This window comes from Erythrobacter aureus (genome assembly GCF_003355455.1).
In the GTDB taxonomy this organism is placed as follows: domain Bacteria; phylum Pseudomonadota; class Alphaproteobacteria; order Sphingomonadales; family Sphingomonadaceae; genus Qipengyuania; species Qipengyuania aurea.
The window spans coordinates 989,460-1,011,156 of record NZ_CP031357.1 but is presented as its reverse complement, the minus strand read 5'-3'; the positions used below and the strand labels follow the sequence as shown (position 1 = coordinate 1,011,156).

At 62.2% G+C, this 21,697-nt stretch carries 19 protein-coding genes; 8 read left to right on the top strand and 11 right to left on the bottom strand.

Going from position 1 to position 21,697, the window contains the following annotated elements; translation table 11 throughout:
• Positions 1-14: 14 nt before the first annotated feature.
• On the bottom strand, positions 15-956 hold the full coding sequence (locus tag DVR09_RS05000; RefSeq protein ID WP_115415966.1) for a copper resistance protein B: 942 nt from the start codon (positions 954-956) through the stop codon (positions 15-17).
• Positions 953-2,692: a copper resistance system multicopper oxidase gene (locus DVR09_RS04995; RefSeq protein ID WP_115415965.1), complete on the bottom strand. Its 1,740-nt coding sequence runs from the start codon at positions 2,690-2,692 to the stop codon at positions 953-955. The genes DVR09_RS05000 and DVR09_RS04995 overlap by 4 nt, the downstream gene beginning before the upstream one ends.
• A 68-nt stretch (positions 2,693-2,760) precedes the next feature.
• Here DVR09_RS04995 and DVR09_RS04990 point away from each other — a divergent pair, with 68 nt between their 5' ends.
• The gene (locus DVR09_RS04990) at positions 2,761-3,039 is read left to right on the top strand and encodes a metal-sensitive transcriptional regulator (protein ID WP_115415964.1); all 279 of its coding nucleotides are present in this window, start codon (positions 2,761-2,763) and stop codon (positions 3,037-3,039) included.
• Between the two features lie 96 nt (positions 3,040-3,135).
• Here the strand turns inward: DVR09_RS04990 and nusG are convergent, their stop codons facing one another.
• Both nusG and secE read right to left on the bottom strand, forming a co-directional pair.
• Positions 3,136-3,672, bottom strand: a complete 537-nt coding sequence (gene nusG, locus DVR09_RS04985; RefSeq protein ID WP_115415963.1) for a transcription termination/antitermination protein NusG — start codon at positions 3,670-3,672, stop codon at positions 3,136-3,138.
• 44 nt (positions 3,673-3,716) lie between these two features.
• Complete coding sequence (gene secE, locus DVR09_RS04980; protein ID WP_115415962.1) at positions 3,717-3,920, bottom strand: preprotein translocase subunit SecE; 204 nt, start codon at positions 3,918-3,920, stop codon at positions 3,717-3,719.
• Positions 3,921-4,171: 251 nt separating this feature from the next.
• Between secE and DVR09_RS04975 the strand changes: the two genes are divergently transcribed.
• On the top strand, positions 4,172-5,695 hold the full coding sequence (locus DVR09_RS04975) for an alanine/glycine:cation symporter family protein (RefSeq protein WP_115415961.1): 1,524 nt from the start codon (positions 4,172-4,174) through the stop codon (positions 5,693-5,695).
• Between the two features lie 75 nt (positions 5,696-5,770).
• Here the strand turns inward: DVR09_RS04975 and DVR09_RS17365 are convergent, their stop codons facing one another.
• From DVR09_RS17365 to DVR09_RS04950, 6 genes are all read right to left on the bottom strand, one after another.
• The gene (locus tag DVR09_RS17365; protein WP_174223723.1) at positions 5,771-5,920 is read right to left on the bottom strand and encodes a hypothetical protein; all 150 of its coding nucleotides are present in this window, start codon (positions 5,918-5,920) and stop codon (positions 5,771-5,773) included.
• 48 nt (positions 5,921-5,968) lie between these two features.
• Positions 5,969-7,132: a glycosyltransferase family 87 protein gene (locus DVR09_RS04970; protein WP_115415960.1), complete on the bottom strand. Its 1,164-nt coding sequence runs from the start codon at positions 7,130-7,132 to the stop codon at positions 5,969-5,971.
• A gap of 103 nt (positions 7,133-7,235) precedes the next feature.
• The gene (locus DVR09_RS04965) at positions 7,236-9,059 is read right to left on the bottom strand and encodes a DUF885 domain-containing protein (protein WP_115415959.1); all 1,824 of its coding nucleotides are present in this window, start codon (positions 9,057-9,059) and stop codon (positions 7,236-7,238) included.
• Between the two features lie 105 nt (positions 9,060-9,164).
• Positions 9,165-9,563 (bottom strand): hypothetical protein, encoded by a 399-nt coding sequence (locus DVR09_RS04960; protein WP_115415958.1) that lies wholly within the window; start codon positions 9,561-9,563, stop codon positions 9,165-9,167.
• An 8-nt stretch (positions 9,564-9,571) separates the two neighbouring features.
• Positions 9,572-11,125, bottom strand: coding sequence for a flavin-containing monooxygenase (locus DVR09_RS04955; RefSeq protein ID WP_115415957.1), 1,554 nt, complete (start codon positions 11,123-11,125; stop codon positions 9,572-9,574).
• An 85-nt stretch (positions 11,126-11,210) separates the two neighbouring features.
• Positions 11,211-12,050: a MipA/OmpV family protein gene (locus DVR09_RS04950; protein WP_115415956.1), complete on the bottom strand. Its 840-nt coding sequence runs from the start codon at positions 12,048-12,050 to the stop codon at positions 11,211-11,213.
• A 228-nt stretch (positions 12,051-12,278) separates the two neighbouring features.
• Here DVR09_RS04950 and crtY point away from each other — a divergent pair, with 228 nt between their 5' ends.
• The 6 genes from crtY (at position 12,279) to DVR09_RS04920 (ending at position 20,297) form a co-directional block, all read left to right on the top strand.
• The gene (gene crtY / locus DVR09_RS04945; RefSeq protein WP_115415955.1) at positions 12,279-13,466 is read left to right on the top strand and encodes a lycopene beta-cyclase CrtY; all 1,188 of its coding nucleotides are present in this window, start codon (positions 12,279-12,281) and stop codon (positions 13,464-13,466) included.
• The gene (locus tag DVR09_RS04940; RefSeq protein WP_115415954.1) at positions 13,463-15,013 is read left to right on the top strand and encodes a phytoene desaturase; all 1,551 of its coding nucleotides are present in this window, start codon (positions 13,463-13,465) and stop codon (positions 15,011-15,013) included. Before crtY ends, DVR09_RS04940 begins: the two co-directional genes overlap by 4 nt.
• A gap of 8 nt (positions 15,014-15,021) precedes the next feature.
• The gene (locus DVR09_RS04935; protein WP_115417792.1) at positions 15,022-15,603 is read left to right on the top strand and encodes an LOG family protein; all 582 of its coding nucleotides are present in this window, start codon (positions 15,022-15,024) and stop codon (positions 15,601-15,603) included.
• 77 nt (positions 15,604-15,680) lie between these two features.
• Positions 15,681-16,622, top strand: coding sequence for a phytoene/squalene synthase family protein (locus tag DVR09_RS04930; protein ID WP_174223722.1), 942 nt, complete (start codon positions 15,681-15,683; stop codon positions 16,620-16,622).
• A 145-nt stretch (positions 16,623-16,767) separates the two neighbouring features.
• The gene (locus DVR09_RS04925; RefSeq protein ID WP_115415952.1) at positions 16,768-18,639 is read left to right on the top strand and encodes an acetyl/propionyl/methylcrotonyl-CoA carboxylase subunit alpha; all 1,872 of its coding nucleotides are present in this window, start codon (positions 16,768-16,770) and stop codon (positions 18,637-18,639) included.
• A gap of 110 nt (positions 18,640-18,749) precedes the next feature.
• Entirely contained in the window at positions 18,750-20,297 is a 1,548-nt protein-coding gene (locus DVR09_RS04920; RefSeq protein ID WP_115415951.1) for an acyl-CoA carboxylase subunit beta, read from the top strand.
• Positions 20,298-20,376: 79 nt separating this feature from the next.
• Here DVR09_RS04920 and DVR09_RS04915 read toward each other — a convergent pair whose 3' ends face one another.
• The gene (locus tag DVR09_RS04915; protein WP_115415950.1) at positions 20,377-21,642 is read right to left on the bottom strand and encodes a multidrug effflux MFS transporter; all 1,266 of its coding nucleotides are present in this window, start codon (positions 21,640-21,642) and stop codon (positions 20,377-20,379) included.
• Positions 21,643-21,697: the final 55 nt, after the last annotated feature.

The window sequence follows — 21,697 nt, the reverse complement described above, 5'->3', positions numbered from 1 at the left end:
ACGGGCAGCGGCTTTCAGAACCAGAACCGCACCCCCACGACGACGCTCGTGACCGAAGGATCTTCGCCCTCCAAGCGTGCGAAATTGGCGCTGTCGCCGAGCTTCCATTCCTGCTCTATTCCGACGTAGGGCGCGAATTCGGGCGCGAATTCGTAGCGCAGACGCAGCCCCGCCTCGAAATGGTCGATGCCCGCGCCCACACCCAGTTCCGGAATGTCCTGCGCCGATAACCCCAGTTCCATGCGCGGCTGGAGAATCAGGCTTTGCGTAATCCGCTGATCGAGTTCGGCTTCGATCCGCGCGGTAATGTCGCCCTTGTTCGACACGAAGGCTGCGGCATCCACTTCGAAGAGATAGGGTGCGAGGCCCTGCACCCCGATCACCGCATGGGTTCGTTCGGGACCGGTAAGATCCTGCCGAACGCCTGCCTGCAAATCGAACCACGGGCCGATGGCGTGCGACCACAGCGCCTGCACTTCCGCATCTTCGAGCGGGCCGTTCACTTCGCCTTCGCCCTCCGTCTTGACCCAAAGCTTGTCGATATCGCCGCCATACCAGCCCTGAATGTCCCACAGGAAACCGTCATGTCCTTCGCGGCTGCGCAGTTCGAGCCGGTCGCCCTGAACCCAGAACAGCGTCATCCCCCCATTTTCGCGCGCCAGAGCCTCACGGCTCTCCCGCATCGCCTCCGCGCCCCAGATCGCGTCGGCCGCGCGGGGCGGCCCGCTACCCGCGGCCGCCGGTGGCGGTGCCTCGGGCGGCTTGGGAATATCGAGCTTGAGGCCCTGCAACACCGGACCGCCCGAGGTCGCTGCGACGGCACCGTGATCCATCTGCGAATGGTCCATCGCAGAATGGTCGACCGGCTTTTCACCTTCGGGCTGGCCATGCCCCTCGTGCTGCGCAAGGGCAGGCACGGGAACAGCGACGATTGCAAACGCGATTACGGTCCTCATGCCACGCCCTCCGGCGAGGCGACGGTGACCACCTGAAACATCCCTGCATGCATGTGATAGAGCAGATGGCAGTGAAAGGCCCAGTCACCCACTTCGTCAGCGGTGAGATCGAATGTGGCACTGCCGCCCGGCTGGACGATGACGGTGTGCTTTTGCGGCTGGTGCATCCGATCCGCGCCATTGACCAGTTCGAAGAAATGGCCGTGGAGGTGGATCGGGTGCGCCATCATTGTATCGTTGACCAACTTCACCCGCACGCGCTCGTTAAAGGCAAACCTGATCGGCTGGTCCGCAACCGCGTTGAATTTCTTCCCGTCGAACGACCACATATAGCGTTCCATATTGCCGGTAAGATGGATTTCCATCGACCGGCTGGGACTGCGCGAATCGTCATTGGGCTCGAGCGCCGACAGGTCGTTGTAGGTGAGCACTTTGTGGCCGATTTTGTCGAGCCCCAAGCCTGGATCGCCCATGCGGTCGATCGGTTCGGCGCTGACCATATCCAGACCGGGGCCGACCTTAACATCGGCCGGTAGTGTGGAGGTATCACGCATGTTCATCGCGCCGTGGTCCATCTCGCCCATCGGCATATCGTGGCCCATCGCGGCATGATCCATACCGGAATGGTCCATGCTGCCGTGCCCCATGTCCTTCATCGTAAGCAGGACCGGATCGCGCAAGGGCGGCACCGGCGCGCGGGCGCCGGGGCGCGAGGCAAGCGTCGCCACTGCCATGCCAGACCGGTCCATCGCTTCGGCAACGATCGTGTGAGCCTCGCCCGTCGGCTCGACCACGATGTCATAGGTTTCCGCCGTGCCGATCTGGAATTCGTCCACCTCGACCGGGCGTACGTTCTTGCCGTCGGCCTGCACCACGGTCATGCGGACACCGGGGATACGAACGTTGAAAAAGCTCATTGCGCTGCCGTTTATGACGCGCAACCGCACACGTTCGCCGGGCTTGAACAAATATTCGAGGCCGTCCGAAGGTGCATGGCCATTGGCGAGATAGGTGTAGGTCGAACCGGTCACATCGGCGATGTCGGTGGGCATCATCCGCATACCCGCCCACATCCTCCGGTCCGCGCCGCTCAGTGGATATTCGTCCGTCCAGCTCGTCTTCTGGCGGTTGAAATATTCCTCGCCCTTCTTGAGCTTGGCCATAATCGTATGAGGGTGCAGCGGAGTGAATTCGCTCAGCATCAGCACATAGTCACGATCGGCCTCCACCGGGTCGGGTCCGGCAGGGTCCACAATCAGCGGACCGTAATGGCCGGCCTGCTCCTGCAGGCCCGAGTGGCTGTGCCACCAGTACGTACCGGCCTGGCGTAATGCGGGCATTTCGTAAACGAAGGTCTCGCCCGGCTTGATACCCGGAAAGCTGACGCCCGGTACGCCGTCGAACTGGAACGGGACAAGCAGACCGTGCCAGTGGATCGACGTATCTTCGGCAAGGCGGTTTGCCACCCGCAGCGTGACCGGCTCGCCTTCCTTGAGGCGGACTAGCGGCCCGGGAATGCTGCCATTGACCGCAAAGGCATGCCCGCGCCGACCGGCAACGGCAATCGGCCCTTCGCCGACCGCGAGATCGATCACCCGGCCTGATACTTCGTCGAAGCCCTGGCGGATCGGACCATGCGACACACCGCGCGCCCATGCGGGCATAGCCGCGAGACCGCCAATGGCGACGGCGCTTTTGATGAGCGATCTGCGGGTTGTATTGATCGAAACTTGCATTTGGCTTGCCATTTTTCCGTTTCGGGCGCAGTATACCCCTATAGGGTATCTTTCAAGCGAGAGTTCCGATGGCCGAGAAATCAGCACAGGCACGTATTGTCGATCGCCTTCGCAGGGTGGAAGGGCAGGTGCGCGGGGTTACACAGATGGTCGAGGACGATCGGTATTGCATCGACATCCTGCATCAATTGCAGGCGGTGAAATCGGCCCTTGCCCGCGCCGAGGACGAAATCCTCAAGAAACACGCCTCGCATTGCGTGGCCGAAGCAATTGCCTCGGGAGATACGCGCAAACAGCACACCAAGGTCGAGGAACTGGTCAACCTTTTCGCGAAGGCCAAGCGATAGTCCGCGGCCCGGTTTGGCGAAAGGAGCAATGCGGAATCGAAAAGGCCCCACCGGGCATATCCCGGCGGGGCCTTTCGAAAGCCGATAGTCGCAGCCTTACTTGACCAGTTCGACCTGTTCGAAATCGAGTTCGACCGGTGTCGCGCGGCCGAAAATCGAGACCGAGACCTTGACCTTCTGCTTGTCGAAATCGAGTTCTTCGACAAGGCCGTTGAAGCTTGCGAACGGGCCGTCCAGCACCTTGACCTGATCGCCGATCTCGTAATCGACGCTGATTTCCTTCTTCGGCGCCGCACGCGCTTCTTCCACACCGCCGAAATAGCGCGCCGCTTCCTTTTCGGAAATCGGCTGCGGCTTGTTGTTGGTGCCCAGGAAACCGGTCACCTTCGGAGTGTTCTTGACGAGGTGATAGACGTCGTCGGTCATGTTCAGCTTGGCCAGCACGTAACCGGGCATGAACTTGCGCTCGACCTGGACCTTCTTGCCGCGCTTCACCTCGGTCACGGTCTCGGTCGGAACTTCGACTTCCTCGACACCTTCGGAAAGGCCAAGCCGTTCGGCTTCGGCGATAATTGCGTCGCGAACCTTGTTCTCGAAACCGGAATAGGCGTGGATGATGTACCAGCGTGCCATGTGTTCTCTATTATCCTGTCGAAATGCGGCTCAGGCCAGAAACATCAGGCCAGCGTCAGCAGCCAGCGCACCACGGCGCTGAAAAGCGAGTCGATGCCAAGGAAGAAAAGCGAGAGGATGACGGTCATGATGAACACGAAAATCGCCGTGCGCACCGTTTCCTCGCGCGTCGGCCATACGACCTTGCGCCCTTCGGCCTGCACCTGGCGAAGAAATTCCGCCGGGCTGGTTTTCTTTTCGTCTGCCATTGCTCACGTCTCTCGCGTAAAAATCGTGCCGCCTTCCGCCACGTCCCTTTCAGGTAGGGTCTCTCGCCGCCCCGGTTCAAGTCCGGGAGGGGCTTTTCTCGATTCCCAATGTCGGAAGACACAGTCGCACTAGTCCCGCGAACCCGAAAAAGCAAGCGGTGGACTCGCGCGAATCTCCTCTTTGCAAGTGTGTTGCCCGCGACTAGCCTACGCGCTTTCCGGTCAAGGGACGCATGAGGGGAATTTACGCGATGGCAACAAGCCAGGCACCGAGTCTGGGCGAGCGGCTGATTCAGCCGGTCACCAATTTATCCGATTTCATTTGGGGCGGGACCTGGAACGGGGCAGAAGTGCTCCCCTTCCCGCCCATGACCATTGTCCTGCTGGGCATTGGCCTGTGGATCATGGTGGGGCTTAAATTCTACCCCATCATCAAACTCGGCAGCGCCTTCAAGGGCCTCTTCGCCGGCCGCAAGAGCCAGGGCGAAGGCGAAATTTCCCCTTTCGCGGCGCTTTCCACCGCATTGTCCGGTCAGGTCGGGACAGGCAACCTTGCCGGCGTCGCAACCGCCATCGCGCTGGGCGGTCCCGGGGCGATCTTCTGGATGTGGGTCACGGCCCTGTTCGGTATGGCACTGGCCTTCGCCGAAGGCTCGCTCGCCATTCGCTACCGCGAGCGCACCAGCGATGGCGTACTGCGCGGCGGACCGATGACCTACATCATGATGGGTCTGGGCAAGAAATGGACCTGGCTCGCCGTGGTTTTCTGCCTCGGCACGCTGTTTTCCGCGCTGGTAACGGGCAACTCGATTCAGGCGAATGCCGTGGCGGATGGCCTCAACGAACTGTTCGGCATCGAGGAATGGCTCGGCGGGCTGATCGTCGCGATCCTCGTTTTCATCGTCATCATCGGCGGCATCAAGTCGATCGGCAATGTTGCCGAGAAAATCGTGCCCTTCATGGCGGCCACCTACATCGTCATGGCGGTCATTGCGCTGATCCTCAATTTCGGCGATCTGGGTGAAACCTTCGGCCTGATTTTCCACGGCGCTTTCAATCCGCAGGCGGCCAGCGGCGGCTTCGTGGGTGCGGCGATCATCCTCGCGATCCGTGCTGGCGTCGCACGGGGCCTGTTCTCCAACGAAGCCGGCCAGGGCTCGACCGCCATCGCCCATGCCGTCGCGCAGACCAACGATCCCGAAACGCAAGGCCGCATGGCCATGCTCGGCACCTTCATCGACACGATCGTAATTTGCACCATGACCGCGCTCGTCATCCTTACGGTGCGCGGCGATTTTACGGCGGGTGGCGAAGCCGTGGCCCACGCGTGGCAATCCGACCGGGTCGGCTTCGAAATGACCAGTGGAGCCTTTGCTGCGGCCTTCCCGGTCGAGATTGCCTCGGTTCCGATCGGTACGCTGGTAGCCTCGATCGCACTGATCCTGTTCGTCTTCACTACGCTGCTGACCTGGAGCTATTACGGCGAACGGGCGATCACCTTCCTCTATGACCGTGTGAAAGGCTCCAGCCGTTCGGGCGAGAAAAAGCTACACATGGCTTGGCGCGTCCTGTGGTGCGTGGTTATCTTCCTTGGCGCGGCACAGCCGAGCGAGCTGGTCTGGCGACTGGGAGACATTTCCAATGCCGCCATGGCCCTGCCGAACCTTCTCGCCCTTGCCCTGCTCAGCGGGGTGGTATTCAAGCTGGCGCAGGGCCAGAGGGATGCAGGCCCGACGCACACGGCCGAGACACCAGAAGAACCCGAAGAATACTGAAGCCGGGGTTGATCCCAAAGAATTGGGGCCGGAGGTCGCTATGACCTCCGGCCCCGTCCATTTGCGACTGAACCCTCAGCGTAGCCCGAACAGACGAGCCAGGAAACCCGGCTGTTCCATCGGCTGGATCTTGCCGTGCATCCGATAGCGCAGCGAACTGTCGCTATAAGGCTTCGGCTGCACCCAGCCATCGGGGCGGCTGCTGCGGAAGGACAAACTCGACATGGCGTACCTCCATGAAACTTCTGCCCTCCGTCCTGATGAGTAAAAACACTAGGGTGCGCGAGAGGTTCCCGGCCCGCTGGTCCCGCCACGGCTCCAGACTAGCGCCAGCAGTACCAATGCGGCGATCGGCATGAAGTTCACCCCGACGGGCAACGCTAGTGCGCGGGTGGCATAGGGCGCAAAATAGAGCAGCACGAGCAACAGCTTTTCATGGGGGCGAAAACCGTGCTTCAGCCCCTGCATGACCAGCCAGAGCGTAGGGAAGATCAGGAAAGGCAGATCGTAGCTGAAGAGATAGGGAGAGGCGAGCGCCGTCGCGGCGAGGACTGCGGCCCCTGCTGCACGCGCATCGCCGCCGAAGCGGCGTGAGGCAAGCAGGGCCACCGCGCAAGCCGCCAGTCCCGATATGACAGCCAGTACCAGACCCGCGATATCGCCTCCCAATAGCCGTGCCTGGGAATAGAACGTCGTCATGCGCCGCAGGAAATCGGGATTGATGCCTTCCAGCAGGGCACCGCTCGCGCGCCAGCTTGTGGTATAGGCCATGATGGTTTCGCTGCCGAAAGCAGCCCATGAAATCGCGACCAGCGCCGTTGCCGTGACGCCGGCAACGGTGAAAGCGGGCCACTTGCCCGCTGCACCGAACCAAAACGGCGCCAGCACTGCAAGATGCGGTTTTATCACCAAGGCACCGATTGCCGCCCCCGATATTGCTTGCCGTTTGCCCAATTCATGCGCGGCCAGCACCAGCAAGGCGCCTGTCAGGAGGCCGGTCTGTGCGTGTCCCGCCGCGATCAGCGCCCCGGGATAGGCAATGACGAGTGGCCAAAGGCGAGGAAACGCACGAATGCCGGCCCATGCCCACAAGCTCCAGGTGATGGCCACCCAGGCTATCCATGCGACCGGAAACGGCAGGGCACCAAAGGGCGTGACAGCAAGCAGGAAAGGCGGCGGATTGACGAATGCGAACCATCCCTCGCTTCCCGTCCCCGTCTGGACCCGCTCTTGCAACGCCAGATCATAGGCGGCGGCGGGATCCCCTCCTATAACGACATGACCCGCCCCCCAGAAGGCAAGGAAATCGGTGCCCGCAGGCCCCATTGCCTTCATGTAGGAATTGGCCAGCACCCCAATGCTGACGAACGTGAGGAGCAATGCGTAGCCGCGCACTCGTTCGTGCGTCAGCCAGTCCGCCCTGCGCAGCCAGTCCATCGCCGCCCTTCCTCTCCGTCACGAAAACACGCGCGACGGGGTTAGCGCGGCGATGGGGCTGTCGCCAGTTGGGGCGGATGGCAATCCCCGCCCAAGCCCGTTGCTAACTGGCCTTGGAAGCAATCCAGCGGTCGATCTTGGCCTCGAGCACCGGTAGCGGAAGGCTGCCGGTATCGAGCACTTGGGCGTGGAATTCACGGATGTCGAAATCGTCTCCCAACCGGCCTTCCGCCTTCTGGCGCAGTTCCTGAATTTTCAAAGCACCGACCTTGTAGGCAAGTGCCTGGCTCGGGATCGCGATATAGCGCTCTACCTCGGCCACCACCTCGGTCTCGGTCATGCCTGAGTTTTCCAGCATGAAGTCGATCGCCTGCTGGCGGGTCCAGCCCTTGGCGTGGAGGCCGGTATCGACCACCAGTCGCATGGCGCGAAGCTGTTCGTCCTGCAGCGTGCCGTAGCGGTTCCATGGGTCCTCGAAGAACCCCATCTCATAGCCCAGCGTCTCGGAATAAAGCGCCCAGCCTTCGACATAGGCGGTGTTGCCCCCGAAGCGCATGAAGGCAGGCAGATCCTCGTTTTCCTGCGCCAGGCTGATCTGGAAGTGATGACCCGGCGCGCCTTCGTGGAGGTAGAGGGTGACATTGCCGGTCGTCAGGCGGCTCGGCAGGTCATAGGCATTGAAGTAGAAGGTGCCGGGGCGCGAGGCGTCAGGCGGACCCGACTGATAGGAACCGCCAGCCTGAAACTGTTCGATCGATTCGTCATAGGGCTTGATCTCGAGCGGGGCCTTGGGAAGTACCGAGAAATACTGGCCGATCTTTGCATCGACCTCTTTCCCGATATCGTAATAGCTTTGGGTCAGCGCCTCGCGACTTTCCGGCTTGAACTGGGCATCGGTGCGGACATAATCGAAGAATTCGTTGAGTGTGCCAGTAAAGCCAACTTCGGCCTTGATCTCCTCCAGCGCGCCCTTGATCCGCGCCACTTCGCTAAGGCCGAGATTGTGCAGATAGTCGGCCGTAAGCGGCAGCGTGGTGGTCTGCTCGATCATGTGGGCGTAGAGCTTCTCGCCGCCCTTCATTTGGCTCAGGCCGACGCTTTCGCGGGCCACCGGCAGATAATCGTCGCGCAGGAAATCGCGCAGCCGTTCATGCGTGGCGTAAAGCTCTTTCGTCTTGGCTTCGTAGGCCGAGGTCAGTCGCGCCTTGTCTGCCGCAGAGAAATCCTCGGGGAAGGTCTTCACCGGTTTCATGAACATCGAATCCGCCAGCGGAACCGCCAGCAGCGTGTCGAGCTGCTTGACAACCCGGTCGATGGTCAGCCGGGTTTCGACCACACCCGATTCCATCCCCTGACGCGAGCGTGCTATCGCGCGGTCGGTGATCGCGATATAGTCGTCGTGACGGCTGAGGTTGTCCTCGTAATTGGCGATCGTCTCGAACTGCGCCGCGCTATCGCCACTGGCGAAGTTCGGGTAAAAGGTGTGGAAGCCGGCGAAATGGTTGATCGGGCGCACTTCGGTCAGTTCGCGGATTTCGTCGGTCTGGCCGCGCAGCGCCGATTCCTGATTATACTTGAACACGTCATAGGCGAGTTGATCGGTTTCACTCAGCTTCGCCCGGTCGATCTGCGCGAGAAGCGCGAGATTGAGCTGGGTGTCGGTCCGCGCGGCAAGGAACATCGAATCGGTGAAATAGTCGCCGAGGCGGTCGGCATTGGTGTCGTCGCCTCGGAACAGGCGACCGATCGGGTTGAGCGCGAGGCTGCGCGCATCGGATTCGGCGAAGAGGGTAAACAGCTTGTCGTGTTCGCTCGTCTCGGATGCGGATTGGGTCGTCTCCTCGCTATCGCGCGCCAGTGCGGGACCGGCGGCAAGGATAAGCGAGAGGGCGGCGCCCGAAGCGAGCGCGTGGCGTGCGAATTTCATGGATATTCCTCTGACATCTGTATTGCCCATGCAATACAGAACCGTGGATGCGGCACAACCATACCGTCCGACGACCGTGCGATTCCCATCGACGGGCGGCTTCGTTCAGGCGAGTCGGATCATCCCCGCTGTGGCGAGCGCCAGCCCGGCCATCAGTGTGAAGAGCGGCCATAGCCGGTGCAAAGCGGCGAGATTCTTGAGCCAGAAGTGGAAATAGATGTCGCTCATCGCCATGACGACGAGCGCCTCCGCCATCATCAATCCGCCGATCGTCTTCACGATCATGGCCAGGAGATCGCCCTGAATCCACGGGTTGAGGAGAAAGATGGCCGCGCCGACGGAAAGCTCGCAAAACCCGCTGATGAGCTGGAGTGCGGGCGAACCGTCGATCTCGTCCACCATCTGGCGCCACAGGCCGGGCTGGCGCAATGCGCCGATAGCGACGGCGATACAGAACAGGCCGAGCAACGCGGCGCTCCAGGCGGTGGGATCAAACGCGTCCATCTTTTGTCTCAGGCGGTGACCGCCTGCTCCTTTTTCTTCGTGCCTATCGATCGTTCGCCGGAATAGACGAATTCGGGCGCGTCATAGGAAATCCGGGGGATCTCCTCACGTTCGCGCCAGTAATCCTGATTGTGTCGCCACTCGGATTTGTCGCCGCGCCGCGGCATCGCATCGAGCCCGCGCATCAGATATCCGGGGTTGAAATTCTCCGCCTCGATCCAGGGCAGGATGTCCATTTCCCGGTCCTCTGGGCGAAACTGCACTTCGACACGGTCGACGCCCCTGCCGTGCATGTGGTTGAGCATCCCGCAAACGAAATCGCCCATCATGTCGACGCGCAAGGTCCAGCTAGCGCGGAAGTAGCCCATCACCCATGCCATGTTCGGAACGCCAGTGAACATCATCCCGCGGTAGGTCACCGTGTCCGACCAATCAACACGTTCGCCATCGACCGTGAACGGAATGCCGCCCATGACAAGCAGGTTGAACCCGGTACAGGCCACGATAAGGTCTGCTTCGATCTCCTCGCCCGAAGAGGTGGTGACGCCGGTCTCGGTAAAGCGCTCGATCGTATCGGTGACCACGGTCAGATTGCCATCGACCGCCGCCCTGAACACATCGCCGTCCGGGCAGAATGCCAGGCGCTGCTGCCAAACCCGGTATTTCGGCGTGAAATGCGGTTCGAACTCGAAATCGGGCTTGCCGGTGAAGGCGCGCACCAGTTCCTTGAGTTCCTCGAACACCACATCGGGCTCTTTCTGGCAGCGACGGGTAAGCTGGTCCTGATCGTACATGATCTGCTGGCGCACGATGCGATGCACGGTTGGCTCGTCGACACCGATTTCGCGCAGACGGTCGGCCAGTTCGTTCTTGTTTTCGCTACAGAAGAAATAGGTCGGCGAGCGCTGCAGCATGGTCACATGCGCGGCCTTTTCGGCAAAGGCCGGAACCACGGTGGCCGCGGTAGCACCCGATCCGATCACAAGAATCCGCTTACCTTCGTAATCGTAATCCGGGTCCCATTCCTGCGCGTGGACGAAATCACCCTGGAAGTCGGCGAGCCCCTTTTCCTGCCACTCGGGCGGGAGATAGGGGTTTTCGTGGTCGTAATAGCCTTGGCACATCCACAGAAAATTGCAGGTAAAGGTCAGTTCGGCACCGTCTTCCAGCCGGGTCGCCGTAACGGTCCAGAGGCCGGTATCGCGCGCATAGGCACAGGACGTGATGCGGTGGCCGTAGCGGATATGCTCGTCGATGCCGTTTTCCTCGATCACCTCGCCCATATATTTGAGGATTTCACCGGCACTGGCGATAGGCGCGCCGACCCAGGGCTTGAAGCGGTAACCGAAGGTGTAGAGATCGCTGTCGGACCGCACGCCGGGATATTTATGCGTATCCCAGGTGCCCCCGAACGTGTCTTTCATCTCCAGGATGGCGTAACGCGCCCAAGGGCACTGCTCCTGCAAGTGATAGGCAGAGCCAATCCCCGAAATTCCAGCCCCCACGATCAGCACGTCCACATGGATCGCCGTATCGCTCTCTATATTGCCGACAACGTTCATCAGCCTCTCCTCTCTCGCGCGAATCTATCGCATGAGAGAGAAGAGCGATGCATTGATCCGCATCAAATGACAGGCCCGTCCAGGGTTAGAAGGTGTAGCCGATCCCCAAGGCGCCCATCCATTGATCCGCATCACCGCGAATGGACGTGAAGGGGGTCTGTTTGGCGTCGCCCAGCATGCGCGAGTAACCTCCCAGCACCACCAGTGCGAGACCGCCATCGGCGAGATTGCCGTTGAGATCGATCCCGGCGAGCAGGTTCACCCCGACGCTGTCCCACCCCCCTTCGGCCTGAAACTGCGGCAAGGCCCCGCCAGCGGGGACGGAATAGTAATATCGAGCGTAATCGTCGTCGACATAGCTTCCGCCAGCAGAAAGCGAGATTGCCATGCCGCGGCTGAGCGGCGTGAAATATGTCGCCGTGGGTCTGACCACGATGCCGTCATGCGCGCCTGCAACGTCCCACAGAGTATCGACATTGAAACTGAGACTGTCGAAGCGGTTCATCACGCCGGGAAAGCTGATCCCCACACTGGGGCCGACTTCGAAAGCCGTGTCGAGCTCGCCATAGCTCAAAACCACCGTGTCCTCGATCTGAGTTGCACGATTGCGATTGAGGCGCGCCGCGATCCCGCCCGAGATTTTCGCCCCTTCGCTCTGGTCGTTGACGAAATCCAGGGCTACCCCGCCCGCTCGCGGATTGATGCGCACGCCGCCGATTTTCCCCTGCACGATGGGAATCGGGCTGAAAACATAGTCGTCGGAACCATCGTAGCTTGCCGAATAGACGGCTCCTACGCCGATGGAAAACCAGTCGCCATCGAACACCGTTTCCTCTTCGGCAGGCAGGTTCTCGACATTTTGTGCCTGCACGGGCGCAGCACCCAGCAACGCCAGCGAGCCGGTGAGGGCGAGCATCGATTTCATAAGTATATCCCTGGATTTCCCTGTTTGCTGTCTAACACTTATGACAATGTCATGTTCCTGGCCTTCTTGCCAGATCGAATGCGGCACGTACTTTGCGGCACGACCACCGGGAAAGGTGGAAATGGGACGGGCAGTCGCCATCGCCACCAGGCACCGAACCGTGTTTCTAGCCCGTGCGGGAACTGCGCAATTGCCGGAGCCGCACTTCACCCCTAAGCCCTGAACGCAATGAACGGGCGCGCGATCGACATGGCCATCGTGGGCGGCGGGCTGGCGGGCGGGCTGGCCGCGCTGGCCGTCAGCAAGGGCCATCCCCAGATGCGGATCGCCCTTGTCGAAGCGGGCGATGCCTTTGGCGGGAACCACCGGTGGAGCTGGTTCACCAGCGATCTCGACGATGATGGCGCCGCCCTGCTGGCCCCATTCGCAAAGACCGAATGGGATGCCGGATACGACGTCTTCTTTCCCGGCCATGAGCGCCGCCTCGGCTCGACCTATCGATCGCTCGCAAGCCGCGACTTCGACGCGACTTTGCGCCGCGAACTGCCACAGGATGCGATCCGCACAAATTCGCGCGCCGTCGAGCTGACGCCGGATGGTATCACCCTTGAAAACGGCGCGAGCCTGGCCGCCCGGGTTGTGGTCGATTGCCGCGATTTCGAACCTTCCGCGCATCTGCGCGGCGGCTGGCAGGTCTTCATGGGACGGCATCTGCGGACGGACACCCCACATGGGCTTGCCTGTCCGATCGTGATGGATGCGCGGGTAAGGCAGCATGACGCGTACCGGTTCGTATATACTTTGCCGCTGAACGCGAATGAGCTTTTCGTAGAGGACACCTATTACGCCGATGCCCCCGTGCTCGATCGCGATGTGCTGTCGGAACGTATCGATAGCTATTGCCAGGCAATGGGGTGGCGGGGAAACACCCTTGGCGGGGAAACCGGAATCCTGCCGGTAATCACGGGCGGTGATTTTACCGCGTACCGCCGCAGCCTGGGCCAAGCTGGCATAGTGCGCGCCGGGGCACGCGGCGGCTTCACGCACCCGCTGACCAGTTACACTCTGCCCTTCGCCGTTGCCAATGCCCTGGCCCTAGCCCGCGTGGCAGACAGGCCGGGACCCCAGATCGCCGCGCTGTTCGAGAAACGCGTCCACGATCATTGGCGCGCCACCCGCTTCTACCGCCGGCTGGGCCGGATGTTGTTCGATGCCGCGAAGCCGGGGGAACGATATCGCGTGTTCGAACGCTTCTATCGCCTGCGCGAACCGCTGGTCGAACGCTTCTATGCCGGGCGTCCAACGCTCGCGGACAAGCTGCGCATCCTGTCGGGCAAACCGCCCGTAGCTGTAACAGCCGCAATCCGGGCGCTGCTTGGCAAGGGCAACCCGCTCGTTCATGAAAGGTCGCAATGAACGCCGAACTCAACACCCCCACCGCCGCAGGTTCCGGCGAACAGCCCGTCGATCCCGTCGCCACGGGCAAGAGCGCCTGCGTGATCGGCGCCGGTTTCGGCGGTCTCGCGCTGGCCATCCGGCTGCAATCTGCCGGTATCCAGACTACCGTGGTCGAAGCGCGCGACAAACCCGGCGGTCGGGCCTATTTCTGGGAACGGGACGGGTTCACCTTCGATGCCGGGCCGACGGTCATCACCGATCCCGACTGCCTGAAGGAATTGTGGGCGCTTACCGGGCACGACATTGCCGAAGACGTCGAGCTGATGCCGGTGATGCCGTTTTACCGCCTGCACTGGCCCGACGGCACCCAGTTCGACTATTCGAACGACGAGGAACAGCTATTCCGCGAAATCGCGCAGCTCAACCCGGCCGATGTCGCGGGCTATCAGCGCTTCCTCGAATATTCCGAAGCCGTTTACGAAGAAGGCTACGTCAAGCTCGGCCATGTGCCCTTCCTGGACTTCAAATCGATGATAAAGGCCGCGCCCGCGCTGGCCAAGCAGCAGGCCTGGCGCAGCGTCTATTCGATGGTTTCGAGCTATGTCGAAAACGAGAAACTGCGCGAAGCACTGAGCTTCCACACTCTGCTGGTCGGCGGCAATCCGATGAAGACCAGCAGCATCTATGCGCTGATCCACAAATTGGAGAAGGATGGCGGCGTGTGGTGGGCGAAGGGCGGCACCAACCGGCTGATCGCCGGCATGGTCAAGCATTTCGAGCGGATCGGCGGGACCGTACGACTGCACGATCCGGTGGTCCATATCCATACTCTGGGAAAACATGTAACCGAGGTGGAAACCCATTCGGGCTGGCGCCACCGCTTCGACGCAATCGCCAGCAATGCCGACATCATGCACAGCTACAAGGACCTGCTGGCTGGCTCCAAGCGCGGGGCGGACTATGCCCGGAGCCTGTCGCGCAAAAGCTTCAGCCCCAGCCTGTTCGTGGTCCATTTCGGGATCGAAGGGACCTGGCCGGGCATCCCGCACCACATGATCCTGTTCGGGCCGCGCTATAAGGGCCTGCTCGAAGACATATACGATCACGGCGTGCTGCCGCAGGATTTCTCGATTTATCTGCATCACCCGACGGTGAGCGATGCGAGCATGGCGCCCGAGGGCATGAGCACTTTCTACGCACTGGTGCCCGTGGCCCATATGGGCAAGCTGGCAGTCGACTGGGAAGAAATGGGCCCGCTGCTCGAGAAACGCATTCTCGACGAGCTGGAGCGGCGCCTGATCCCCGATATCCATTCGCGGATCGTGACCAAGTTCCACTACGCGCCGCGCGATTTCGCGATGGACCTCAACGCCCATATGGGCAGCGCCTTCAGCCTGGAACCCGTATTGACGCAGAGCGCCTGGTTCCGCGGGCACAATCGCGATGATGTGCTTGACAATTTCTACCTCGTCGGTGCTGGGACGCATCCCGGCGCCGGTATCCCCGGCGTGGTAGGCAGCGCCAAGGCGACTGCGGGACTTATGCTGGAGGATCTGGCGGTATGAGCCGCGATATGAAACGACTTGCGATCTATTGCGGATCGGCTTCGCCGGATGATCCGCGCTATATTCAACTCGCCTACGATGTCGGCAAGGGTCTTGCCCAAAAAGGGATCGGCGTCGTCTATGGTGGCGGCCGGCTCGGTCTGATGGGTGCCACCGCGCGCGGCGCACTGGAAGCAGGCGGAGAGGTGGTCGGCGTCATCCCCGATGCGCTCGCCAACAGCGAGGTCGCCAATCACGATTGTACCGAGCTTTACACCGTCGGCGGCATGCACGAGCGCAAGCAGCGCTTCACCGACTTGTCCGATGGGTTCATAACCATTCCCGGCGGCGTCGGCACGATGGACGAGTTGTGGGAGGCCATGAGCTGGGCACAATTGGGCTATCACAACAACCCGGTCGGCCTGCTCAACGCTTTCGGCTTCTATGACGAATTGATCGCTTTTAACCGCAAGATGGCCGATGTCGGTTTCGTCCGTCCCGTCCACCAGAGCATTCTCGTCCACGACACGACGCTCGACGGTTTGCTCGACCGAATGACGGCCTACGAGCCGCACACCCCGATCTTCCAGATGAAGGCCGACGACCTCTGAACAAGCCCCGCCCTCTCGCCCCGTCGCGCTATCTGCGACCAACGCCCGCCCGGGCTGGCGGCGGGCGGGACCGGGCTATGCTGGTCGAAAAATCGCTCGATTCGATCGAGCAGGGTTCGCACAGCTTCGCCGCCGCCTCGAAACTGTTCGACAAGGCCACGCGCGAACGCAGCTGGCTGCTTTATGCCTGGTGCCGCCGCTGCGATGATATCGCCGACAATCAGGACAAGGGCGGTCCGCTGGGAGACCAGGGCACGCCCAAGGATGCAGAGGATCGCGTTCAGGCACTGCGCATCCTCACGAAGCGCGCCTTCGAGGAGCAGCCTACCGCCGATGCGGCCTTCGATGCGTTCGGTCTCGTCGCCCACGAATGCGGGCTGACTCTGGACGAGGCGAACGACGTTATCGCCGGTTTCGCGCTGGACGCCACGCGCTGGAGCCCCACCACCGAACAGGACATGATGCGGTATTGCTATCACGTCGCCGGGGCGGTCGGCATTATGATGGCCCGGATCATGGGCGTCCCCGCAGACGATGGGGAAACGCTGGATCGGGCGTGCGATCTGGGACTGGCCTTCCAGATCGCCAATATCGCACGCGATATCGTGGAAGATGCGCAGGCCGGGCGCTGCTATCTGCCCAAGGTCTGGCTCGAAGAGATGGGCTGGGAACAGGGCGAACACGCGCTGCCCGAAAACCGCTTCAAGCTCGCCAGCCTGATGCCCCGCATGATCGCGCTAATGGAAAAGCACGAAGCCGCTTCCAAACTCGGCGCCAAACGGCTGCGGTTTCGCCAGCGCTGGGCGGTGCTCGCCGCCGCGCGCATCTATGGCGCGATCGGGCGCAAGGTCCTGAATCGCGGGCAAGTCGCATGGGACACCCGCACACGGGTTAGCGGGCCGGAAAAGCTGTGGCACATCGTCGCCGCTTTCGGTGAGGCGGTCTGGAACCGCCCCAGCGGCCCGCAAGAGCCGATCATCTGGAGCCGCCACGATTTCCGCCCTGTCGCCGGGTGGTAACAGCGTACTAGCAGTCATTGCGAGCAGGCTTGCGGGGCCGACGCGGCAATCCATCATCCAACAATGAGGATTGCCGACACAACTGGCGATAGATTGCTTCGTCTGCGGCTCGCAATGACTTGAAAAATGAGTTAGCGGCACCCGCATGATCCAGAAGCTCCTTATCGCCAATCGCGGCGAAATCGCCTGCCGCATCATCCGCACCGCGCGTGAGATGGGGATCGCCACCGTCGCAGTCTATTCGGATGCCGATGCCAAGGCGCTCCACGTGCGCAGCGCCGACGAGGCGGTGCATATCGGCCCCTCCCCCGCTGCGGAGAGCTATCTGGTAGGCGAGAAAATCATCGCCGCCGCCAGGCAGACCGGCGCCGAAGCGATCCATCCCGGCTACGGATTCCTGTCGGAGAATGCGGGCTTCGCGCAGGCTGTCATCGACTCTGACCTCATCTGGGTCGGCCCGAAGCCGTCGAGCATCGAGGCGATGGGCCTCAAGGACGCCGCCAAGAAGCTGATGCGCGAGGCGGGCGTGCCGGTGACGCCCGGCTATGAGGGCAAGGATCAGTCGTTCGAGCGCCTCAAGCAAGAGGCCGATGCCATCGGCTATCCCGTGCTGATAAAGGCGGTCGCGGGCGGTGGCGGCAAGGGCATGCGCAAGGTCGACAAGGCCGAGGACTTCGCAGCTTCGCTCGAAAGTTGCCGGCGCGAGGCCAAGGCCAGCTTCTCCAACGACGAAGTTCTGCTGGAAAAGTGGATCACAAGCCCCCGCCATATCGAAGTGCAGGTCTTTGGCGACAGCCACGGCAATGTCGTCCACCTGTTCGAACGCGACTGCTCATTGCAGCGTCGTCACCAGAAAGTGATCGAGGAAGCCCCCGCCCCCGGCATGGACGAGGCGACCCGCGAAGAAATCTGCGCCGCCGCCGTCCGCGCTGCCAAGGCGGTCGACTACGAGGGCGCGGGCACGATCGAATTCATCGCCGACGCCAGCGAAGGCCTGCGCGCCGACCGCATCTTCTTCATGGAAATGAACACGCGGCTTCAGGTCGAGCACCCGGTGACCGAGGAGATCACCGGGGTGGACTTGGTCGAATGGCAGCTACGCGTGGCGGGCGGCGAGGCGATCCCGGCCACGCAGGACGAACTCTTCATCGACGGCCATTCGATCGAGGCGCGCCTCTATGCCGAAGACCCGACCGGCGGGTTCCTGCCCTCGACCGGACGGCTCGAGCATTTCGACCTCGGCGTCGAAGGCCGGATCGAAACCGGGGTCGAGGAAGGCGACATGATCTCGCCCTTCTATGACCCGATGGTCGCCAAACTCGTCGTCTGGGGCGAGACCCGCGCCGAGGCGATCGACCAGCTCGCCGATATCGCCGAAAGCGTCGAGATATGGCCGGTCAAGACCAACGCAGCCTTCATCGCCAATTGCCTGCGCGATGAGGATTTCGAGGAAGCCAATCTCGACACCGGCTTCATCGAATCCAAGCTCGACGTGCTCGTGTCCTCCGACGAGGCCGATGCCGAGATCTGGCAGACCGCTGCCGACTTCGTCGCACTGGCAGAGACCGAGGAGCACGACGACCTGCCCATCGGTCTGCGCCTCAACGCGCCGGGCGCGCTCGACGCGGTGCTCACCCACAAGGGCGAAACGCGCAGTATTCCTGCTGCGCGTACGCATGCCGAAAGCCATGCAACCGGCTTCGTTGACCCCGAACGCGCAGTGGTCTTCGCAGACGGACAGAGCTTCGTCTTCGAACGCCAGGCGCGCGGTTCGGGTGCCGGAGCGGTGGGTGACGGCGCTATCCTTGCCCCAATGCCGGGCAAGGTCATCGCGGTCGATGTAGCCGAGGGCGACGCAGTCACCGCAGGCCAGCGGCTGATGGTGCTCGAGGCGATGAAGATGGAACACGCGCTCACCGCGCCGTTCGACGGGACCGTGACCGAGCTTTCCGCCAGCGAAGGCGGGCAAGTACAGGTCGAGGCCGTGCTGGCGGTGGTGGAGCCTGTGGAAGACTAGGCAAGCCCTCAATACTTCGTCATTGCGAGGAGCGAAGCGACGCGGCAATTCAGAACTGTCGCGCGTTTTGCTCTGGATTGCTTCGCTGCACTCGCAAGGACGAGACAAGGATGAGCTGGGAAAAAGAACTCGAAGAACTGCGCCAGCGCGAGGCGCTGGCCGAACGGATGGGCGGCGAGGAGAAGGTCGCCCGTCAGCATGCACGCGGCAAGATGGATGCCCGCGCCCGGCTTGCCGCGCTGGTGGACGACGGCAGCTTCCGCGAGATCGGCAAGATCGCCGGGCGCGGCTCCTATGACGAGGAGGGCAATCTACAGTCTGTCCTTCCCGCCCCTTTTCTGTTCGGCAAGGCACTGATCAATGGCCGCCCCGTCGTCGCGACGGCGGACGATTTCACCATTCGCGGCGGCGCGGCGGATGCCGGGATCAGCCGCAAGATGGTGCAGGCCGAGAAGATGGCGCATGAGCTGAAACTCCCGCTCATCCGTATGATCGACGGCACGGGCGGTGGCGGCAGCGTCAAGACGCTCGAACAGATCGGCGCGACCTATATCCCTGCCGTGCCTGGCTGGTCGGACGTAGTGAAAAACCTCGACACCGTCCCTGTGGTGGCGCTCGCACTCGGCCCCACCGCAGGCCTTGGTGCAGCGCGAACGGTCGCGAGCCATTATTCGATCATGGTCAAGGGCCTCAGCCAGATTTTCGCCGCCGGGCCTGCCGTGGTCGATGGGCTGGGTGAAAGCTACAGGGGCTCCGACGACCACAGCCAAGCCAAGGAAGACCTGGGCGGAAGCGGCATCCACACCCGCAATGGCGTGGTCGATGACGAAGTATCGAGCGAAGCCGAAGCCTTCGCCCGCGCGCGGCATTTCCTGTCCTTCATGCCCGAGTATGTCGGCCAGCTCGCGCGCCGCTCCAACTGTACCGACCCGGTCCACCGGCGCGAGGAAGCGCTGCTCTCGCTCGTCCCGCGCCAGGACAAGCAGGTCTATTCGATGCGGCGCTGTATGGAGATGGTATTCGACCAGGGCACCGTATTCGAAATCGGCCGCATGTGGGGCCGCGCCTGCATTACCGCGCTCGCACGGCTCGATGGCTGGCCGGTGGCGGTTCTGGCAAGCGACCCGAGCTATCTCGGCGGATCATGGGATGCCAAGTCGAGCGAAAAGGTGGAGCGGTTCGTCAAGCTTGCCGACCAGTTCCGCCTGCCCATCGTCCATCTGGTCGACAATCCCGGCTTCATGATCGGGCGCGAGGCGGAAATGGCGGGGACCATCCGTTACGGCGTGCAGGCGATGAACGCGATCTACAAGGCAAGTGTCCCGCTCGCCTCGATCGTCCTGCGCCGTGCCTATGGTATTGCGGGAAGCGCGATGAGCAATGCCGAAACCTACCAGTATCGCTATTGCTGGCCGAGCGGCGACTGGGGCAGCCTGCCGATCGCGGGCGGGCTGGAAGTGGCCTATAAATCGGAGTTGGAAGCCGCCGAAGATCCCGCGGCGGAGCTCGACGCAATTCGCGCGCGGCTCGACAAGGTCACCTCGCCGTTCCGCAGCGCCGAACGCTTCAATGTCGAGGACATCATCGACCCGCGCGACACGCGCCCGCTGCTATGCGAATTTGCCGGGCTGGCATGGCGGAAGCTGGAAAGCGGATAGGCCAGTATCCCCGTATCCCCTATCCGGTCAGGATATCCGTCCCGGCCCTGCTGCTCTTGCCCGTTCTCCTGCGGAGATCTTATTCCACCTCGGGCTCCGGCGGCCCGAACAGCGAGCCGCGCTCGGAATAAAGCACGAATAGCAGGCTCATGATCGCGGAAACCAGTAGCGCGAGCGCCAAAGGGCGCGCCGTGCCGTCATAGGCATAACCCACCGCTGCCCCCAGCGTAGCGCCAGTGGTCATGCGGAGGAAGCTTTGTGCACTCGAAGCCGCTCCCGCGATGTGGCGAAAAGGCTGCATGGCGATCGAGCCGAAATTCGCGCCGATGAAGCCGAGCAGGCTCATATTCGCGGCCATCAGCGGCACGAAGGTCCACAGGCTTTCGTTCGGTTGGGTCGCGAACCACAATTGCAGGGCCGACACCACGATGAACAGGAAGAGCGCGGAATGGCTTACCCGGCGCGCGCCGAAGCGTTCGACGATACGGCTGTTCGACCAGTTGGCGAGCGCCATGCTGCCCGCACAGAAGGCGAAGAGCAGCGGGAACATATCGCCCGCACCGAAGGCTTCGCCGATGAGCTGCTGCGAGGAATTGATAAAGCCGAACAACCCGCCGAAAACCAGCGCGCTCGCCAGCGTATAGCCGATGGTCGACCGGAGGGTGACCGCCCTGCGCATGTTCCGGCCGATAACCGAGATATTGATCTCCTGGCGATCATCGTCATGCAGCGTCTCGGGCAGGCGCACATACACCCAGACCGTCATCGTCACGCCGAGCAAGGCCATCGCGACGAAAATCCAGCGCCAGTCGCCCAGCAATAGCAGAACACCCTGCCCGATACTTGGCGCCACCGCCGGCACCAGGAGGAAGATAACGAAGATAAGGCTCATCATCCGCGCCATTTTGTCGCCGCCCACCCGGTCGCGGATGATCGCGGGCGGCAAGGCAATGATCCCCGCCGCGAAGAAGCCCTGCAGTGCCCGGAGAACGATCAACTGCGTGAAGCTTGTGGCAGCAGCACAGGCCAGTGACAGCACGATATACGCGCCGAGCGCCGCAAACAGCACGGGCCGCCTGCCGAAGCGATCGGCGAAAGAGCCCGGAATCAGCGTGCCGAAACCCGCCGCCAGCAGATAAACCCCGACCACGAACTGCCGGTCATTCCCTTGCGCACCGAGACTTCCGGCCAGCTCGTCGAGAGCGGGCAGGATGGCATCGATACCGAAAGCGTTGCACGCCATCAGCAGCGCCATCATCCAGATCAGCTCGCGTTCCCCGATCGCCGGGCGGCGCGCACGGTCGGGTAGCGGCCTTTCGCCGCTGGCAAGATGATCGTTTCGCATTTGCACGAAATGGCAGGTGACGGACAAGGTTCCGCTTTGCAACCCGCGCCTTTAT

Bases quoted from the DNA above. Each gene is read 5' to 3' on its own strand.
- DVR09_RS04930 (WP_174223722.1), top strand. From the start codon at position 15,681: ATGCTGGTCGAAAAATCGCTCGATTCGATCGAGCAGGGTTCGCACAGC.
- DVR09_RS04940 (WP_115415954.1), top strand. From the start codon at position 13,463: ATGAACGCCGAACTCAACACCCCCACCGCCGCAGGTTCCGGCGAACAG.
- secE (WP_115415962.1), bottom strand. From the start codon at position 3,920: ATGGCAGACGAAAAGAAAACCAGCCCGGCGGAATTTCTTCGCCAGGTG.
- DVR09_RS04995 (WP_115415965.1), bottom strand. From the start codon at position 2,692: ATGCAAGTTTCGATCAATACAACCCGCAGATCGCTCATCAAAAGCGCC.
- DVR09_RS04970 (WP_115415960.1), bottom strand. From the start codon at position 7,132: ATGGACTGGCTGCGCAGGGCGGACTGGCTGACGCACGAACGAGTGCGC.
- nusG (WP_115415963.1), bottom strand. From the start codon at position 3,672: ATGGCACGCTGGTACATCATCCACGCCTATTCCGGTTTCGAGAACAAG.
- DVR09_RS05000 (WP_115415966.1), bottom strand. From the start codon at position 956: ATGAGGACCGTAATCGCGTTTGCAATCGTCGCTGTTCCCGTGCCTGCC.
- DVR09_RS04950 (WP_115415956.1), bottom strand. From the start codon at position 12,050: ATGAAATCGATGCTCGCCCTCACCGGCTCGCTGGCGTTGCTGGGTGCT.
- DVR09_RS17365 (WP_174223723.1), bottom strand. From the start codon at position 5,920: ATGTCGAGTTTGTCCTTCCGCAGCAGCCGCCCCGATGGCTGGGTGCAG.
- DVR09_RS04965 (WP_115415959.1), bottom strand. From the start codon at position 9,059: ATGAAATTCGCACGCCACGCGCTCGCTTCGGGCGCCGCCCTCTCGCTT.
- DVR09_RS04955 (WP_115415957.1), bottom strand. From the start codon at position 11,125: ATGAACGTTGTCGGCAATATAGAGAGCGATACGGCGATCCATGTGGAC.
- DVR09_RS04915 (WP_115415950.1), bottom strand. From the start codon at position 21,642: ATGCGAAACGATCATCTTGCCAGCGGCGAAAGGCCGCTACCCGACCGT.
- DVR09_RS04935 (WP_115417792.1), top strand. From the start codon at position 15,022: ATGAAACGACTTGCGATCTATTGCGGATCGGCTTCGCCGGATGATCCG.
- crtY (WP_115415955.1), top strand. From the start codon at position 12,279: ATGAACGGGCGCGCGATCGACATGGCCATCGTGGGCGGCGGGCTGGCG.
- DVR09_RS04960 (WP_115415958.1), bottom strand. From the start codon at position 9,563: ATGGACGCGTTTGATCCCACCGCCTGGAGCGCCGCGTTGCTCGGCCTG.
- DVR09_RS04990 (WP_115415964.1), top strand. From the start codon at position 2,761: ATGGCCGAGAAATCAGCACAGGCACGTATTGTCGATCGCCTTCGCAGG.
- DVR09_RS04925 (WP_115415952.1), top strand. From the start codon at position 16,768: ATGATCCAGAAGCTCCTTATCGCCAATCGCGGCGAAATCGCCTGCCGC.
- DVR09_RS04975 (WP_115415961.1), top strand. From the start codon at position 4,172: ATGGCAACAAGCCAGGCACCGAGTCTGGGCGAGCGGCTGATTCAGCCG.
- DVR09_RS04920 (WP_115415951.1), top strand. From the start codon at position 18,750: ATGAGCTGGGAAAAAGAACTCGAAGAACTGCGCCAGCGCGAGGCGCTG.